Annotated in this window: 12 protein-coding genes and 1 riboswitch; of the genes, 8 read left to right on the plus strand and 4 right to left on the minus strand. The window is 68.5% G+C overall.

What is annotated here, in order from left to right; translation table 11 throughout:
• Positions 1-74 precede the first annotated feature (74 nt).
• From CT3_RS16040 to CT3_RS16055, 4 genes are all read left to right on the plus strand, one after another.
• The gene (locus tag CT3_RS16040; RefSeq protein ID WP_066536444.1) at positions 75-974 is read left to right on the plus strand and encodes an alpha/beta hydrolase; all 900 of its coding nucleotides are present in this window, start codon (positions 75-77) and stop codon (positions 972-974) included.
• A gap of 371 nt (positions 975-1345) precedes the next feature.
• On the plus strand, positions 1346-2536 hold the full coding sequence (locus CT3_RS16045) for a multidrug effflux MFS transporter (RefSeq protein ID WP_066536446.1): 1191 nt from the start codon (positions 1346-1348) through the stop codon (positions 2534-2536).
• A gap of 51 nt (positions 2537-2587) precedes the next feature.
• A complete protein-coding gene (miaA, locus tag CT3_RS16050) occupies positions 2588-3583 on the plus strand; it encodes a tRNA (adenosine(37)-N6)-dimethylallyltransferase MiaA (protein WP_066537332.1) in 996 nt (331 codons plus the stop codon).
• 36 nt (positions 3584-3619) lie between these two features.
• Positions 3620-4324 (plus strand): ABC transporter ATP-binding protein, encoded by a 705-nt coding sequence (locus CT3_RS16055; RefSeq protein WP_066536449.1) that lies wholly within the window; start codon positions 3620-3622, stop codon positions 4322-4324.
• A 38-nt stretch (positions 4325-4362) separates the two neighbouring features.
• Here CT3_RS16055 and CT3_RS16060 read toward each other — a convergent pair whose 3' ends face one another.
• Positions 4363-6264 (minus strand): TonB-dependent receptor domain-containing protein, encoded by a 1902-nt coding sequence (locus CT3_RS16060; protein WP_172591777.1) that lies wholly within the window; start codon positions 6262-6264, stop codon positions 4363-4365.
• 87 nt (positions 6265-6351) lie between these two features.
• A riboswitch (cobalamin riboswitch) is annotated at positions 6352-6579 on the minus strand.
• Positions 6580-6731: 152 nt separating this feature from the next.
• Here CT3_RS16060 and CT3_RS16065 point away from each other — a divergent pair.
• Entirely contained in the window at positions 6732-9410 is a 2679-nt protein-coding gene (locus CT3_RS16065) for an ABC transporter permease (RefSeq protein WP_066537333.1), read from the plus strand.
• Positions 9411-9584: 174 nt separating this feature from the next.
• On the plus strand, positions 9585-10019 hold the full coding sequence (locus CT3_RS16070) for a VOC family protein (protein ID WP_066536454.1): 435 nt from the start codon (positions 9585-9587) through the stop codon (positions 10017-10019).
• Between the two features lie 117 nt (positions 10020-10136).
• Here the strand turns inward: CT3_RS16070 and CT3_RS16075 are convergent, their stop codons facing one another.
• Positions 10137-10652 carry a bacteriohemerythrin gene (locus tag CT3_RS16075; protein WP_083520432.1) on the minus strand — a complete coding sequence of 172 codons (516 nt, stop codon included), beginning with the start codon at positions 10650-10652 and terminating at the stop codon, positions 10137-10139.
• 3 nt (positions 10653-10655) lie between these two features.
• Positions 10656-12197: a methyl-accepting chemotaxis protein gene (locus tag CT3_RS16080; protein WP_083520433.1), complete on the minus strand. Its 1542-nt coding sequence runs from the start codon at positions 12195-12197 to the stop codon at positions 10656-10658.
• 463 nt (positions 12198-12660) lie between these two features.
• Between CT3_RS16080 and CT3_RS21465 the strand changes: the two genes are divergently transcribed.
• Together CT3_RS21465 and CT3_RS16085 are read left to right on the plus strand one after the other, a co-directional pair.
• Positions 12661-12810: a hypothetical protein gene (locus CT3_RS21465; RefSeq protein WP_172591776.1), complete on the plus strand. Its 150-nt coding sequence runs from the start codon at positions 12661-12663 to the stop codon at positions 12808-12810.
• Between the two features lie 85 nt (positions 12811-12895).
• The gene (locus CT3_RS16085) at positions 12896-13657 is read left to right on the plus strand and encodes a 3-oxoacyl-ACP reductase (protein ID WP_066536464.1); all 762 of its coding nucleotides are present in this window, start codon (positions 12896-12898) and stop codon (positions 13655-13657) included.
• Positions 13658-13735: 78 nt separating this feature from the next.
• On the opposite strand, the gene putP is transcribed toward CT3_RS16085, so the two are convergent.
• The gene (gene putP, locus CT3_RS16090) at positions 13736-15226 is read right to left on the minus strand and encodes a sodium/proline symporter PutP (protein WP_066536467.1); all 1491 of its coding nucleotides are present in this window, start codon (positions 15224-15226) and stop codon (positions 13736-13738) included.
• Positions 15227-15434 lie beyond the last annotated feature (208 nt).

Consider the following 15434-nt stretch of genomic DNA (forward strand, 5'->3'; position numbering starts at 1 on the left):
AGACCCAAAATACGACAGATCCTTGGCAGTTTTGCCGCATCTTTCCCCCCCTTTTCCTGGGCCGTCACCTCTTTATGCGCCTGCAACGTCTGTTCCTCGCCCTGGCCACGGCCGCCCTGCTGGCGGGCGGGGGCTGCGCCGCCATCGACGCCAAGCAGCGTGAAATGATCTTCCAGCCCAGCGACCGCCTCTGGCCGCGCAGCGACCAGCAAGGCATGCAGGAGGTCTGGATCACCCACCCCCACCGGGTGGAAGCGGACCAGGAGGACACGTCCCATGAAGCGCGGCTGCATGCCCTGTGGCTGGACGGGCAGCGCGCCGATGCCCCGGTGCTGCTGTACCTGCACGGCGCGCGCTGGAACGTCAGCGGCTCCACGGCCCGCATGCGCCGCATGCAGTCGCTGGGCTTTGCCGTGCTGGCCGTGGACTACCAGGGGTTTGGCCAGAGCAGCAAGGGCCTGCCTTCCGAAGCCTCGGCCCGTGCCGATGCACAGGCCGCCTGGGACTGGCTGGCCAGCCAGTACCCCGACCGGCCGCGCTTCATCTTCGGCCATTCGCTGGGCGGCGCGATTGCGGTGGACCTGGCCACGCGCGTGCCCGATGTGCGCGGACTGATCGTGGAAGGCACGTTCACCCGCATTGCCGATGTGGCGCGCACCTTCAAATGGGGCTGGCTGCCATTCCAGCCGTTCATCACCCAGCCTTTCGATTCGGTGGACAAGGTGCCGCAGCTCAAGGCACCGCTGCTGGTGGTGCACGGCAGCGCGGACCAGCTGATTCCCTCGAACCTGGGGCAGCGCCTCTACGAGGCCGCCCCCACGCCCAAGCGCTGGGTGCTGGTGGACGGTGCCACCCACCACAACGCGGGAGCCCTGGGCCTGGCCCAGTACCGCGTGGCACTGCAGCAGCTGTGGCCATCCGAGCTGGGCCAGGGGCACAGCACCACCGCCGACAAAGGCAGGGACAGGAACTGAACCCGGCCCCGGCGCCTGCCGCAGCCGCCCGCCGGGAAAGCACGACCGGCCGGTCGCGCCGCACCCAGACCGGCGGGCAGAACGACCTGGGTCGGCTCCGCTACATTGCAAGCCTCTTGGACACCTTGGCATCGGGAGTGTGGCAAGGTGAAATCGGGGCTGGTATCTGTGTCCGCAGGAGTTTGGCCCGCTGGGCCAGACTCCTGCGGACACAGATGACCGGCCCCTGCTCCACGAGCGGCTGCCCGGCCCGCCGCGCAGCCTTGCGCAATCTGATAGGCTCGCGGCCCTGTATGCCTGCCGCGCCCGCTTCTTCTTCGGTCCCTGCGGACCCTGTCCCTGCCCACCACCTCGACACCCCGCTGCGCGGCATGTCGCCGCTGCTGGTGATCGGCCTGCTGGCGCTGCTGCTGGGGCTGCAACCCATCACCACCGACCTCTACCTGCCCGCACTGCCGCTGCTGACGGCGCAGCTGCAGGCCCCGGTGGCGCAGACCCAGCTCACGCTCACCGCCCTGCTGCTGGCCTTTGGCGGTTCGCAGCTGGTGTGGGGCCCGGTGTCCGACCGCTGGGGCCGCCGCCCGGTGCTGCTGGCCGGTCTGGCCCTGTATGTGGTGGCCGCCCTGGGCTGCGCGCTGGCGCCCAGCATGGACTGGCTGGTGGCTTGGCGCACCTTGCAGGGCGTGGCCACCGGCGCGGGGGTGATGGCGGCGCGCGCCATCGTGCGCGATCTGTACACCCCCACGGCCGGCGCCCAGGCCATGTCCAAGGCGCTGACCGGCCTGGGCGTGATCGCCTGTGCCAGCCCGATCGCCGGCAGCCAGCTGGCCCAGCACTTCGGCTGGCGCGCCACCATGGCCGCGCTGGCGGTGTTTGGCGCGGCCACGCTGGTGCTGGTGGCTCTGCGCTTTCGCGAAAGCCTGGCCACGCCGCGCCCGGATGCGACCCAGCCGCACCAGCTGGCCCGCACCTGGGCAGCCATCGTGCGCCACCCCACTTTTCTGGCCTACACGGCCACCACCAGCGGCTCCTATGCCGGGCTGTTCACCTTCCTGGCGGCCTCGTCCTTCACCTTCATCGGCGTGCTGGGCTGGACCGCCGCCGATGTGGGCCTGCTGCTGGGCGTGAACGGTGCCTGCTATATCGCCGGCACCATCCTCTGCCGCCGCCTGCTGCAGCGCCTGGGCGTGCGCCGCACCGTGGCGGTGGCCGGACTGCTGGCCGTGCTGGGCACCGGCAGCCTGCTGGCCGCCGCCCTGCTGGATGTGGCCAATGCCTGGGCCTATGCCCTGCCGTTCAGCCTGTACATGGTGGCCCACGGCATCCAGCAGCCCTGCGGGCAAAGCGGAGCCGTCAGCGCCTTTCCGCAGGCGGCCGGCACCGCCGCGGCACTCAACGGCTGCGCCATGACCCTGACAGCCTTTGCCATGGGCGCCTGGCTGGGCCAGCACCTGGACGGTACGGTGTACCCTCTGGTCTTCGGCACGGCCTTCTGGGCAGCCTGGACGGCCCTGGCCTCCTGGGTGCTGGTGCGCCGCTGGGGCGTGGCCCCGGCCGCCTGAGCCTTTGTCTGCCCTTTTTCCTGCCCCGCTCTTGATCTGTTTTCTGTGACCGTGACCGCTTCCGCCTCTTCCCTGCCCTGCATTGCCATTGCCGGGCCCACCGCTTCCGGCAAAACCGCTGCCGCGCTGGCGCTGTCTGCCGTGCTGCAGCAGCGCGGCCTGGCCGCTGAAATCGTCAGCGTCGATTCCGCGCTGGTCTACCGGGGCATGGACATTGGCACGGCCAAACCCACACCGGCCGAGCTGGCCGCCGTGCCCCACCACCTGATCGACATCCTGGAGCCCACACAAAGCTACTCCGCCGCCGAATTCGTGCGCGACACCGAACGCCTGGTGGCCGAGATCCGCGCCCGTGGCGCCGTGCCGCTGCTGGTGGGCGGCACCATGCTGTACTTCAAGGCGCTGTTTGAGGGACTGGATGAGATGCCGGCCGCCGACCCGCAAGTGCGCGCCGCGCTGGATGCCCAGGCTGCCGACATCGGCTGGCCCGCCATGCACGCCCTGCTGGCCCAGGTGGACCCGGTCACCGCCGAGCGCCTGGCGCCCGGCGACAGCCAGCGCATCCAGCGCGCCCTGGAAGTGTGGAAGATTTCCGGCAAGCCGCTGTCCAGCTTCCATACCGCGAAAGATGCATCGGCGCCGCGCTTTGATGCCACGCTGTTTTCGCTGGAGCCGACCGACCGGGCCTGGCTGCACCAGCGCATTGCCCAGCGCTTCGAGCAGATGCTGGAGCACGGCCTGGTGGACGAGGTGCGCACCCTGCGCGCCCGTCCCGATCTGCACCTGGACCTGCCCAGCATGCGCTGCGTGGGCTACCGCCAGGTGTGGGAAGAACTGGAATGGCAGGAGCGCCGCGACAAGCCCGCGCTGAACATGCACCTGGTGCGTGAAAAAGGCATTGCCGCCACGCGCCAGCTGGCCAAGCGCCAGATCACCTGGCTGCGCAGCATGCCCCAGCGCCACCCGATCGACTGCCAGGCCCCCGACGCCATCGTGCAGCTGGTGCAGGCTGCCTGGGGCGTGGTGCAGGCCAGCCTGCCCAGGTAAGCCGCTTCTCCCCCCACCCCGTATCCCCTCTTCGCCATGTCCTTGCCAGCTGCCAGCACACCGCCCGCCAACGTTCAGGTCGTGGACCTGGCCAAACGCTATGGCACAGGGGCCGATGCGGCCACGGTGTTCGAGCAGGTCAACCTGGAGGTGGCGGCGGGCGAGTTTGTCGCCATCGTCGGTGATTCGGGCGTGGGCAAGTCCACGCTGCTCAACTGCCTGGCCGGGCTGGACCGCTGGGACCAGGGCCAGGTGCTGCACCAGGGGCAGGACATCGGCAGGCTGGACGAAGCCGGTCTGGCCGTCTGGCGCCGTGCCCATGTGGGTTTTGTGTTCCAGGCCTTTCACGTGCTGCCGCATCTGAGCGTGGCGCAGAACGTGGCCCTGCCGCTGATGCTGCTGGCGCGTGGCACCCCCGCCGAGCAGGATGCCCGCGTGCAGGCCATGCTGGCGGCCGTGGGCCTGGGCGATAGGGGGCAGCGCCTGCCCCAGCAGCTCAGCGGCGGCCAGCTGCAGCGAGTGGCCATTGCTCGCGCCCTGGTACACCGCCCGGCCCTGCTGCTGGCCGACGAGCCCACCGGCAATCTGGACCCGGACACGGCCGCCCGCACCATGGACCTGCTGGTGGCCCAGACCCGCGAAGCCGGCGCCAGCCTGGTGCTGGTCACCCATTCCCCGGACGCTGCGGCCCGCGCCGACCGGGTGCTGCGGCTGACGGCCCGGGGCATTGCGGCGGCCTGAACAGCGCCGCACAGCGGGGCCGTGCTAGCGGCGTGGCCTCAGCGCGGCGTCCACTTCAAGGTGACAAAGCCGGCACGGCCACGCTGGTTGTAGCCGTAGGCGGTTTCATAGACCTTGTCGGTCAGATTGGCCACACGGGCCTGCACCGCCCAATCCTTGGCGAACTGGTATTCGGCGTGCAGGTCCATGGTGGTGTAGCCACCCAGGTCCACGGTGCCCTGCTTGTCGGTGCGCTTGCCGGCATACAGCGCGCTGGTGCCGAACTTCCAGGCGCCGATGCGCTTGTCCACCGACAGCGTGGCCTGGTGCTCGGGCAAACGGTCCGTCAGGCGCTGGCCCTTGCCATCGACCGCATCCAGGTGCTCGTAGCGTGCCGACAGATCCCAGCCCTGCCACTGGGTGCTGTAGCCCAGCGACCAGCCCTTCAGGCGTGCGCTGTCGATATTGAAGGGGAACCACATGCCGGTGCCGTCGTCGGCCCAGGAGATCAGGTTCTTGACCTTGTTGTCGAAGCCCGTCAGCTTGAACTCGTGGCCGCCCACGCTCCAGTCCAGCCCGATTTCGTTGCCCTTGGAGCTTTCGGGCTGCAGGTTGGGGTTGCCGGACATGGGGTAGTACAGGTCGTTGAAGGTGGGCGCCTTCATGCTGCTGGCCCGTGCCACGCGCGCACGCAGACCGGACAGGACTTCGTAGCCGTAGCCAATGCCCCAGGTGTTGTAGCCGCCGAACTGGGAGTTGTCGTCGCGGCGCAGGTTGAGCTGCCAGGAATGCGCAGCGTGGCTGCCGTTCAGGCCGGCATAGGCGGCATTGGTCGAACGGTCCTTGTGGTCGTAGCGCTCGGACGAGGCAATCTGCTGCTCCAGACGCTCCAGGCCGGCCACCACCACGCCCACCGGGGTCTTGATCTCGTTGCCCCATTTGTATTCGGTCTGCTCGGTCTGGAACAGGTCCTGGTAACGGTCGGTGCGACCCTCCAGGCGGTGGTGGGAACGCTGCTTGTCATTGGAACGCGACACGCTCAGGGTGCTGTTCCAGTTGGCAGAGAGCCTGCCCGACAGCTTGAGCTGGCTGGTGGCGGCACGGAATTCGTTGTACGAACCGTTCACCAGCGGCATGCTCCAGTCGGGCATGAAGATGTAGTCCTGGTCAAATTCGGAATAGCTGTCCGCCCGCATCAGATTGGCATCCAGGCGCCAGTCGGCATTGAAGGCATAACCCAGCGCCGCCGTGACCGAGGTCTGGTTGAACTTGTCGGCATCGGAACGGAATTCGGCGCTCTTGCGGTTGGTGGCCGAGAAGCCGGGATCGATGACGCGCGCCATGTTCAGGCTGTAGTTCCAGCCGGACTGCTCGCCCGCAAAACCGCCATCGGCCTTCTTGTAGCCCGCGCGGCCCCAGGTGAGCGCGGCATGGGGCACGAATGCCTGCTTCACGCCCTTGCCCTGCTTGGTGAAGATCTGGATCACCCCGCCAATGGCATCGCTGCCATACAGTGCCGATGCCGGGCCGTGCACCACCTCGATGCGCTCGATGGCTTCCAGCGGCAGCGACTCCAGCGTGGGCGTGCCCAGGGTGGCCGAACCGAAGCGCACCCCGTCCACCAGCAGGACCACCTGCTTGCTGCCACGGATGTAGACGCTTTGCGTGTTGCCGCGGCCACCGTTGCTGGACATCTGCACGCCGGCAAAGCGCTGCAGCACTTCGGCCAGCGAGCGGCCTGCCGAGTTGCTGATCTGCGCTTCGGTGATCACGCGCACATCGGCCAGGGTTTCGTCCAGCGGCGTTTCAGAGCGGGTGGCGGTCACCACCGTGGTGGACAGGGGCACGCTCTGCGCCGCAGCATGCTGGGCCAGGCAGGCTGCGGCCAGGGCCACGGCCGCCAGAGGAAAGCGCACGGAAGCGCGCTGGCCTTCCGCAGGGGATGGTTGGAAATTTCGCATGGATGCACACATGGTTGGCACCGGCGTCCCCGCCCGTGCTTCACACAACCAGCAACCCGGGTCTGCATGCACAGCGGCACGCCAGCGGATGCTGGACCTGTTTTGGCCGGTATCCAGACTGGCGCACGGCTTGCCAAGCCTTCCCAGAGCGCATGGCTCCAGTGGCAAGAGATGGCAAGCGGGTCCTGCGGGACCTGTGCGCTCACTGTTGCGGGGGCAGTACATGCTGTGCCAGCGCGGGCGCCGGCGTCCATGTTTCCCGTTTAACCGCAGCGCCAGAACAGCGCTGCAAGCACCAAAACCCCGCATTGTAGGCAGCAGGCTGACACGGGGCTTGTAGGATGGCGAATGCCCTGCCCATGGATCCCTGGGCCGCGCAGGCGTGCCCACCCGCCCTGGGGCGGTGCACACCGCTGTTTTGCCCTGGAACCTCCGTGCCCGCCTCACCCTCTCTCACCGCTTCTCCGCTGCCGCGCCTGCTGGCCAGTTTTTCGCTGCAGGAGTACCGGCGCCAGCCCTGGCGCAGCCTGACTGCCCTGCTGGCCATTGCGCTGGGCGTGGCCCTGGGTTTTGCGGTGCATGTGATCAACCAGTCGGCGCTGGATGAGTTTTCCCGCGCGGTGCGCAGCGTCAACGGCCAGCCGGATCTGGAATTCCGAGGCATGCGCGCCAGCCTGCCCCAGGCCATTTACCCACTGATTGCGCTGCGGCCCGAGGTGCAGCATGCCGCGCCGTGGATCGAGGGCACGGTGCAGATCGACAGCCCGCCCTCCACGGGCGGTGCGGCCGGCCAGGCGCCGCACGCCCCCCCGGAACCGCTGTCGCTGCACCTGCTAGGCGGCGACGCATTGCAGTCGGCCCCGCTGGCCCCTGCGCTGCAGCCCCGGCTGTTTGCCGGCCAGGACCGGTTGCAGCTGTTCGCGCCCGACGCAGTGTTTCTGAACCCGGCGGCACTGCAGGCCCTGGGCCTGGACGAAGCCAGCGCCCCCGGCGCCCTGCTGCCGGTGCGCGTGCACACCCATGCCGTGACGCTGCGCGTGGCCGGCACGGTGGCAGCCGGCGGCGCCCCGCTGGCGGTGATGGACATTGGCGCCGCCCAGGACCTGCTGGGCCAGGACGGCCAGATCCAGCGCGTGGATGTGCTGCTGCGCAGCGGCACCGACCGCAGCGCCTTCACCGCCACGCTGCGTGCCCTGCCCGGCTGGCCAGCCCAGGTGCTGGTGCAGCAGCCGGGCGGTGAACAGCAGCGTGCGGCCGAGATGTCGCGCGCCTACCGCGTCAACCTGACCGTGCTGGCCCTGGTGGCGCTGTTCACCGGGGCGTTTCTGGTGTTTTCGGTGCTGGCGCTGAGCGTGGCGCGGCGCGCACCGCAGCTGGCGCTGCTGGCGGTGCTGGGGCTCACGCCCGCACAGCGCATGCGCCTGGTGCTGTGGGAAGCCGCCCTGCTGGGCGTTGCCGGCAGCGCGGCCGGCATTGCGCTGGGCACCGGACTGGCCTGGCTGGCCCTGCGTATGCTGGGCGGGGACCTGGGCGGCGGCTACTTTGCCGGCGGCCAGCCCCCGCTGCTGTGGAGCGCGCCGGCCGCCGCCACCTTCTTTGCCCTGGGCCTGGCCGCCACCGTGGCCGGCGCCTGGTGGCCGGCACGCACCGCGCGGGCGCTGCCGCCCGCCGCCACGCTCAAAGGGCTGGGGGACGTGGTCCAGGCGCCTGCGCGCGCCTGGACCGGCCTGGCCCTGGTGGCCGCCAGTGCGCTGCTGGCCAGCGTGCCGCCCATTGGCGGCATTCCCCTGGCCGCCTATGGGGCCGTAGGGCTGATGCTGCTGGGCGGCATGGCGCTGCTGCCCTGGCTGCTGGAGCGCGTGCTAGGCGGCCTGCAGCGGCTGTGGCCGGCCACGCTGCGCCAGCCGCTGTCCATGCTGGCGCTGGAACGTGCCCGCCGCATGCGGGCCAGCGCCAGTGTGGCCGTGGGCGGCGTGGTGGCCAGCCTGAGCCTGGCCGTGGCGCTGACGGTGATGGTCACCAGCTTTCGCGGCAGCATGCTGGACTGGCTGGACGCCGTGCTGCCCTCGCCGCTCTACCTGCGTGCGGCCGGCGGCTCGTCCAAATCCGACGCGGCGCTGCTGCCACCCACGCTGCTGCAGGCCGTACGCGACCTGCCCGGGGTGGAACGCGCCCAGCCGATGCGGGCCACCAGCCTGTGGCTGGACCCGCAGCGCCCGGCCATCAGCCTGCTGCTGCGCCCGCTGCACGGCCCGCAGGCCCAGCAACTGCCGTGGGTGGGGGCAGCGCCTGCGCAGCCGGTTCCGGCCGGCATGGTTGCCATCTATGTGAGCGAAGCCGTGGCCACACTGTATGGCGTGCAGGCCGGCCAGCCCTGGCCGCTGCTGGACCGTGCGTTCAGCACCGGGCTGGCCGACGGCAGTGCTGCCGGGGCAGACAGCCCGGCTACCGCCCCCATGGCCGGCGCAGCGGAAACGCACTTTTTCATTGCCGGCATCTGGCGCGACTACATCCGCCAGTTCGGCGCGGTGGCCATGGACTGGGGCGACTACCAGCAGCTGACGGGCGATGCCCGCATGTCCGAGCTGTCGCTGTGGCCTGCTGCGGGCGAAGACCAGGCCACGCTGCAGCCGCGCATCGAAGCCGCTTTGGCCCGGCTGTCCGGCGGACAGGCACCGCCGCTGGAGTTCACCAGCAGTGCCGCACTGCGCCAGCGCTCGCTGGAGATTTTTGACCGCAGCTTTGCCGTCACCTACTGGCTGCAGGCAGTGGCGATCGGCATCGGGCTGTTCGGCATTGCCGCAAGCTTCAGCGCCCAGGTGCTGGCACGGCGCAAGGAGTTTGGGCTGCTGACCCACCTGGGGCTGACGCGCCGGCAGATCCTCACGGTGGTGGCCGGCGAGGGGGCGGCCTGGACGGCCATGGGCGCGCTGGCCGGCACCTTGCTGGGCCTGGGCGTGGCCGCCATTCTGGTGCACGTGGTCAACCCGCAAAGCTTTCACTGGACCATGGAGCTGCGCCTGCCCGCCGGGCGCCTGCTGGCCCTGGCCTGTGCCGTGGTGCTGGCCGGCACGCTGACGGCCTGGTGGGCCGGCCGCCAGGCTACCGGGGAGGACGCGGTGCTGGCGGTAAAGGAAGACTGGTAACAGCGGCATGGCGCCTGCGGCGGCGGCACACCTCAACCACGTGCCACCCGACATTCCCGCCATTACCGACGTGCCCGCCACGCTGCTCCGGCCATTGGTCGGCCCGGCTACGTTCTGTCATACCTGCATTGACGCCGCTGCCGTACAACCGCTGTCTAACCACCGGAGGCATGCATGCAAGTCCAGACCTATCTCCTGTTCCAGGGCCGCTGCGAAGAGGCCCTGAACTTTTACCGCGATGCGATCGGGGCGACCATCCAGGCGCTGATGCGCTACAGCGAAAGCCCGGAGCCGCCCCCACCCGAATGCACCCCCGCACGGCCCGACATGGTGATGCATGCCAGCCTGCAGGTGGGTGACAGTCAGATCATGGCCAGCGATGACCCCAGCCCCGGTACCCGCCCCTTCAGCGGCTTCAGCCTGACCTTGAGCTGCGCCGATGCCGCCGAGGCCCGCAAGCACTTTGATGCACTGTCCGCACAGGGCGAAGTCACCATGCCATTGGGGCCGACGTTTTTCTCGCCGTCTTTCGGCATGCTGAAAGACCGTTTCGGCGTGCACTGGATGTTGATGGTGGCGCAGGAACAGGCGGGCTGCGGCGCCGCCTAGGCAAGCCTTTGCCCGCCTGGTGACACAGCGGCATGCACAAGGCGCCTGGCATGGCTGCGCAGGCGCCGGCAGTGGGAGGCGACAGGCCGCCGCCATGCCTGGGGGACTGGGTGCGCCCTAGACCTTGGTCACCGGCTTCGCCAACGCCGCGCCGGGGACGGCCGCCGCCTGCGACGGCTTGCCTGGTGCCAGCAACGGGGCCTTGGTGCCCGCCGACGCACGTGCCTGCTCGCGTGCCTTGCGGCGCTGGAAACGCAGCAGTTCCTTGTCGTTGCGGCGGATGTGCAGCGACAGCCAGTCACGCAGCACGGCGGACAGCTGCGCCGCCACGGTGATGCTGCCGGCCTGCAGCTTCTTTTCCAGGTCCCACAGCTGGTCCATGAAGTGGTTGTGCCCGATCTTGTGGTTGTCCAGATCGGGGAAGCCCATCTGCGCCATCAGGTGCTCTTCGTTGCGCAAATGGTCCTGGGTACTGGTGATGACGCGGTGCAGGATGGACGCCACCACCGCCCGGCCCTGGCCTTCGCGGGTGGCGGTGTGCAGTTCATTGACCAGATCCACCAGCAGGCGGTGGTCTGCATCGATGGGGCCACCATCGATCACCATGTCATCGGCCCACTCGAAATAGGCCATCGCTCAAGCCTCCAGCGCCGGCACCACCGGGCGCATGCCCAGCGCAGGCGCGCTGCGCTGCACCAGCACGGCATCGGCCTTGAACACGCTGATGGCCTGCACCAGGGCCTGGGCCTGGCCTTCCAGCGACTGGGCGGCGGCGGCGGATTCCTCCACCAGGGCCGCGTTGGACTGGGTGACCTGGTCCATCTGCATCATGGCCTGGTTGATCTGCTCGATGCCATGGGTCTGGTCTTCGCTGGCCTCGCTGATCTCGTTCATGATGTCCGCCACCCGGCGCACGCTGACCACGATCTCGTCCATGGTGCTGCCGGCTTTCTCCACCAGCGTGCAGCCGTTGCTGACGTTGCTGACCGACTCGTCGATCAGGCCCTTGATCTCCTTGGCGGCTTCGGCGCTGCGGCCGGCCAGGGAACGCACTTCCGACGCCACCACGGCAAAGCCGCGGCCCTGTTCGCCGGCACGGGCGGCTTCCACGGCGGCGTTCAGCGCCAGGATATTGGTCTGGAAGGCAATGCTGTCGATGATGCCGATGATGTCGGCGATCTTGCGCGACGAGGTGTTGATGGCTTCCATGGTGTGGACCACGTCGCCTACCACCTGGCCGCCGCGCACGGCCACCTGCGAAGCGGTCTCGGCCAGTTGGGCCGCCTGGCGGCCGTTGGCGTAGTTCTGGCCCACGGTGCCGGCCAGCTCCTGCATGGCGGCCGTGGTCTGCTCCAGCGCACTGGCCTGCTCTTCGGTGCGGCCGGACAGGTCCAGGTTGCCGGTGGCGATCTGCGAGGTGGCGGTGGCGATTGCGTCGCTGCCGTTGCGCACTTCGGTCACGATGCCCGACAGGCTGTGGTTCATGGTCTGCAGCGCCTGCAGCAACTGGCCGGTTTCGTCCGTGGTGCGCACGGTGATGCGGCTGTTCAGGTCGCCGGAAGCCACGGCCTGGGCCACCTGCACCGCCTCACCCAGCGGCCGGACGATGGCGCGGGTGATGCGCCATGCCAGAAACAGGCCCAGGCACATGGCGCCAAAGCCGATCACCGACACCCACAGGCGGGCGGATTCGGTGTCCTCGGTGGCCTTGTGGCCGGCGTCCACCACCAGCTGCTTTTCAATCAGGGCCAGGGCGTCAGCGTTCTGCTGCACCAGCCCCAGCTGGACCAGGGTGGTGCCCAGCATTTCCTGGCGGGCGGCGTCTTCCTGGCCGGCGTCCAGCAGTTCGTAAAAGCGCTTTTGCGATTCCACATACAGGCCGCGTGCGGCTTCGGCCTTCTTCAGCAGCTCGCGCGCTTCGGGGCGCTTGACCTGCTCGCTCAGCAGCTTGAAGGCGGCGATGAAGCGCTCGCGGCCTTCGGTGATCTCGTTGCGCAGCGCCTGGCGCTCGGCCGGCGCGCTGACCAGTTGCTGCACGGTGCGCCGGCCATTGGCCAGGGCGATGCTGCTGAGGGTGTTGGCCGCTTCGGTCTTGACCCATTCCACCTCGATGATGTCGCGCGTGGTGTGGGTCACGCCGGTCAGGCGCACCACCGATACCACGATGATGATGAACATCAGCACATTGATCGTAAAAAAGCCAAACCCAGCTTGGCACCGATGCGCAGGCCACGGCCTGTCGACAAAAAATGAGGAAGTGACATGAAAAGCGTGAGGAGGAAAAACAAGAAATCCGCAGACCACCCTGCAGAGGTGCGCGATTGATACACGAAGTTACGAACCGACTTCTGATCCAGCGCAAACCTGCAAGCTTTTCACCCCATCCCTGGGGGAACCGCCCGCCCAGCGGTCGTTACCAAGACCTTCCGGTGCGCCTGGGTGGGGCCGTCTGCGCGGCCTGCCCGCTTTGTCAAACCCGTGCCGTGCGCAGGGGCCGCTACCATGACGCCAGAGACTGGATGGCAGACCCTGTGGCCTCTGCGCGCCCCATGCCACCGCACGGCAGTGCATGCCCGCCCATCCCATCCGCCAGCGCCACCCCCGCGCCGCGCCCAACCCATCCCCTTTTCAGGAGCCTTCCATGTTGCGACGTCTGCTTTTCACCACCGCCACCCTGCTCTGCCTGGGCCTGAGCGCCTGCGGCGGCACCATGCCCAGTGCCTCCAGCAGTTCCGGCAGCGGCATCACCGTGTTCGGCGACATCGACGCCAACGTCAGCCACACCCGCTGACTTCCTTTGCCCCGGCAAGCCCTGCCGGCCTGCACGGGACTTGGGGCGCTGCACAATCCCTGCTTTCCTGTGGATGAGGCAAGTGATGCAGATTTCTGAGCAATGGGTGTTGGTGACCGGCGGTGCCCGCGGTCTGGGTGCACATATCAGCCGCGCCGTCGCGCGCGAAGGTGCGGGCGTGGTGATCAACTACCACCGCAGCGACAAGGCAGCCGCAGCGCTGGCCGAAGAACTGGGTCCCCGCGCAGTGGCGCTGCAGGCCGATGTGACCGACGCCGCAGCGATACAGCATCTGGTGCGCACCGCCCAGGAACGCACCGGCCACGCCATCACCAGCGTGGTCAACAACGCGCTGACCAGCTTTGCCTTCGACGGCGATGCCCGCCCCAAGCTGGACACCATCGCCTGGGAGCGCTTCAGCCAGCAGTTTGACGGAGCGGTCAAAGGCGCGCTCAACACCATGCAGGCCACCTTGCCTGCCATGCGCGCGGCCGGCTTTGGGCGCGTGGTGAATGTGGGCACCAACCTGTTCCAGAATCCGGTGGTGCCCTACCACGACTACACCGCAGCCAAGGCGGCACTGCTGTCGCTGACACGCACCGCCGCCAACGACCTGGGCCCGGACGGCATCACGGTGAACATGCTGTCCGGCGGTCTGCTGCGCACCACCGACGCCAGCAGCGCCACCCCGGAAGCGGTGTTCGACCTGATCGCCAGCATGACCCCGCTGCGCCGCGTGACCACGCCGGCCGAGTTTGCCGATGCCGTGCTGATGCTGCTCTCGCCCTGGTCGCGTGCCGTGACCGGACAGAACCTGATCGTGGACTGCGGCCTGGTCAAAGGCTGAAGCCGGCCACGCAGGCCGCCCACAAAAAAGCCCGCCCGGCTGCAAGCCGGCGGGCTTTTTTTCGGAGAGCGCAGCCGCTCACTCGCCCTGGGCGGCGATCTCGGTTTCCACCTCGGCGTGGGTCTTTTGCACCGCAGCCGAAGGCATCTTGCCCAGCAGGCTGACCATGACGATGGCGACGGTCGACAGCACAAAGCCCGGCACGATCTCATACAGCTTGAACCACTGGTAGTGCTGCCAGACCAGCACCGTGACCGCGCCCACCACCATGCCGGCCAGCGCGCCATTGCGCGTCATGCGCGTCCACAGCAGCGACAGCAGCACGAGCGGGCCGAAGGCCGCGCCAAAGCCGGCCCAGGCGTTGCTGACCATGCCCAGCACCTTGCTTTCGGGGTCCTGGGCGATCACGATAGCGATCACCGCGATCACAAACACCATGGCGCGGCCGAACCAGACCAGTTCCCGTTCGCTGGCCTGCTTGCGCAAAAAGGTTTTGTAGATGTCCTGCGTCAGTGCGCTGGAGCACACCAGCAACTGGCAGGACAAGGTGCTCATCACGGCCGCCAGCACGGCGGCCAGCAGCACGCCGCTGATCCAGGGGTTGAACAGCAGCTTGGCCACTTCCAGGAACACGGTTTCGGCATTGGCATTCACGCCGCCAGCCAGATCGGGTCGGCCGTTGAAAAAGGCGATGCCGAAGAAACCCACGGCCACGGCGCCGCCCAGGCACAGCACCATCCAGGTCATGCCGATGCGACGGGCATTGGGAATGGTCTGCACCGATTCCGCCGCCATGAAACGCACCAGGATGTGCGGCTGGCCGAAGTAGCCCAGCCCCCAGGCCAGCAGCGAGATGACGGCAATCACGGTCTGGCCCCGGAACATGTCGAACGCGCCGCTGCGGGCGGTGTCGATGATGGCCGCACTGGGGCCCACGCCACCGTCGGCGTAGATCACCATCAGCGGCGCCAGGATCAGCGCGGTGATCATCAGCGAGGCCTGGATGGTGTCGGTCCAGCTCACGGCCAGGAAGCCGCCGATGAACACATAGGCCATGGTGGCCACGGCCCCCACCCACAGCGCGGTCTGGTAGTCCATGCCGAACATGGACTCGAACAGGCGCGCGCCGGCCACCACGCCCGAGGCGCAGTAGATGGTGAAGAACACCAGAATCACCAGCGCCGTGACGATGCGCAGCAGATTGCTCCGGTCTTCAAAACGGTTGGTGAAGTAGTCCGGCAGCGTCAGCGCGTTGCCGACCTTCTCGGTGTAGATGCGCAGGCGCGCCGCCACAAAGCGCCAGTTCAGCCAGGCCCCCAGGCACAGGCCGATCGCAATCCACGAGGCCGACAGCCCTTGCAGAAATACGGCACCAGGCAGGCCCATCAGCAGCCAGCCACTCATGTCCGAGGCGCCGGCCGACAGGGCCGTGACCACCGGGCCCAGGCTGCGCCCGCCCAGGATGTAGTCGGAAAGGTTGTCCGTGGCTTTGTAGCCAGCCCAGCCGATGGCAAGCATGCCCAGCAGGTAAATGGCAAACATCACCACGGTGGGTGTATTGGCGGTCATAGGTTGTCGTCGGTCGAAAAATGGGAAAAGCCGGGCGGCAGCGGCGCGCTCCCCACCCACCCGCTGGTGGTCGGTGGGGCCACTGCGGCGGAGGCGGAAGTGTCCGCACGCCGGCATGCCCTTGCAGGCCAGCGTGCATTGCGGTGCCGCAGCTGGCTATGGGCTTGCAGCCGCGGCAGCGCCCACCAGCACAAAAAGCTGCACGGGC

The sequence above is a fragment of the Comamonas terrigena NBRC 13299 genome (genome assembly GCF_006740045.1).
Classification (GTDB): Bacteria; Pseudomonadota; Gammaproteobacteria; order Burkholderiales; family Burkholderiaceae_C; genus Comamonas; species Comamonas terrigena.

What these genes read in the sequence shown, in the direction of transcription:
- CT3_RS16055 (WP_066536449.1), top strand. Translation starts at nt 3,620, where the DNA reads ATGTCCTTGCCAGCTGCCAGCACACCGCCCGCCAACGTTCAGGTCGTG.
- CT3_RS16070 (WP_066536454.1), top strand. Translation starts at nt 9,585, where the DNA reads ATGCAAGTCCAGACCTATCTCCTGTTCCAGGGCCGCTGCGAAGAGGCC.
- CT3_RS16040 (WP_066536444.1), top strand. Translation starts at nt 75, where the DNA reads ATGCGCCTGCAACGTCTGTTCCTCGCCCTGGCCACGGCCGCCCTGCTG.
- CT3_RS16080 (WP_083520433.1), bottom strand. Translation starts at nt 12,197, where the DNA reads ATGTTCATCATCATCGTGGTATCGGTGGTGCGCCTGACCGGCGTGACC.
- CT3_RS16045 (WP_066536446.1), top strand. Translation starts at nt 1,346, where the DNA reads ATGTCGCCGCTGCTGGTGATCGGCCTGCTGGCGCTGCTGCTGGGGCTG.
- putP (WP_066536467.1), bottom strand. Translation starts at nt 15,226, where the DNA reads ATGACCGCCAATACACCCACCGTGGTGATGTTTGCCATTTACCTGCTG.
- CT3_RS21465 (WP_172591776.1), top strand. Translation starts at nt 12,661, where the DNA reads ATGTTGCGACGTCTGCTTTTCACCACCGCCACCCTGCTCTGCCTGGGC.
- CT3_RS16060 (WP_172591777.1), bottom strand. Translation starts at nt 6,264, where the DNA reads ATGCGAAATTTCCAACCATCCCCTGCGGAAGGCCAGCGCGCTTCCGTG.
- CT3_RS16085 (WP_066536464.1), top strand. Translation starts at nt 12,896, where the DNA reads ATGCAGATTTCTGAGCAATGGGTGTTGGTGACCGGCGGTGCCCGCGGT.
- CT3_RS16075 (WP_083520432.1), bottom strand. Translation starts at nt 10,652, where the DNA reads ATGGCCTATTTCGAGTGGGCCGATGACATGGTGATCGATGGTGGCCCC.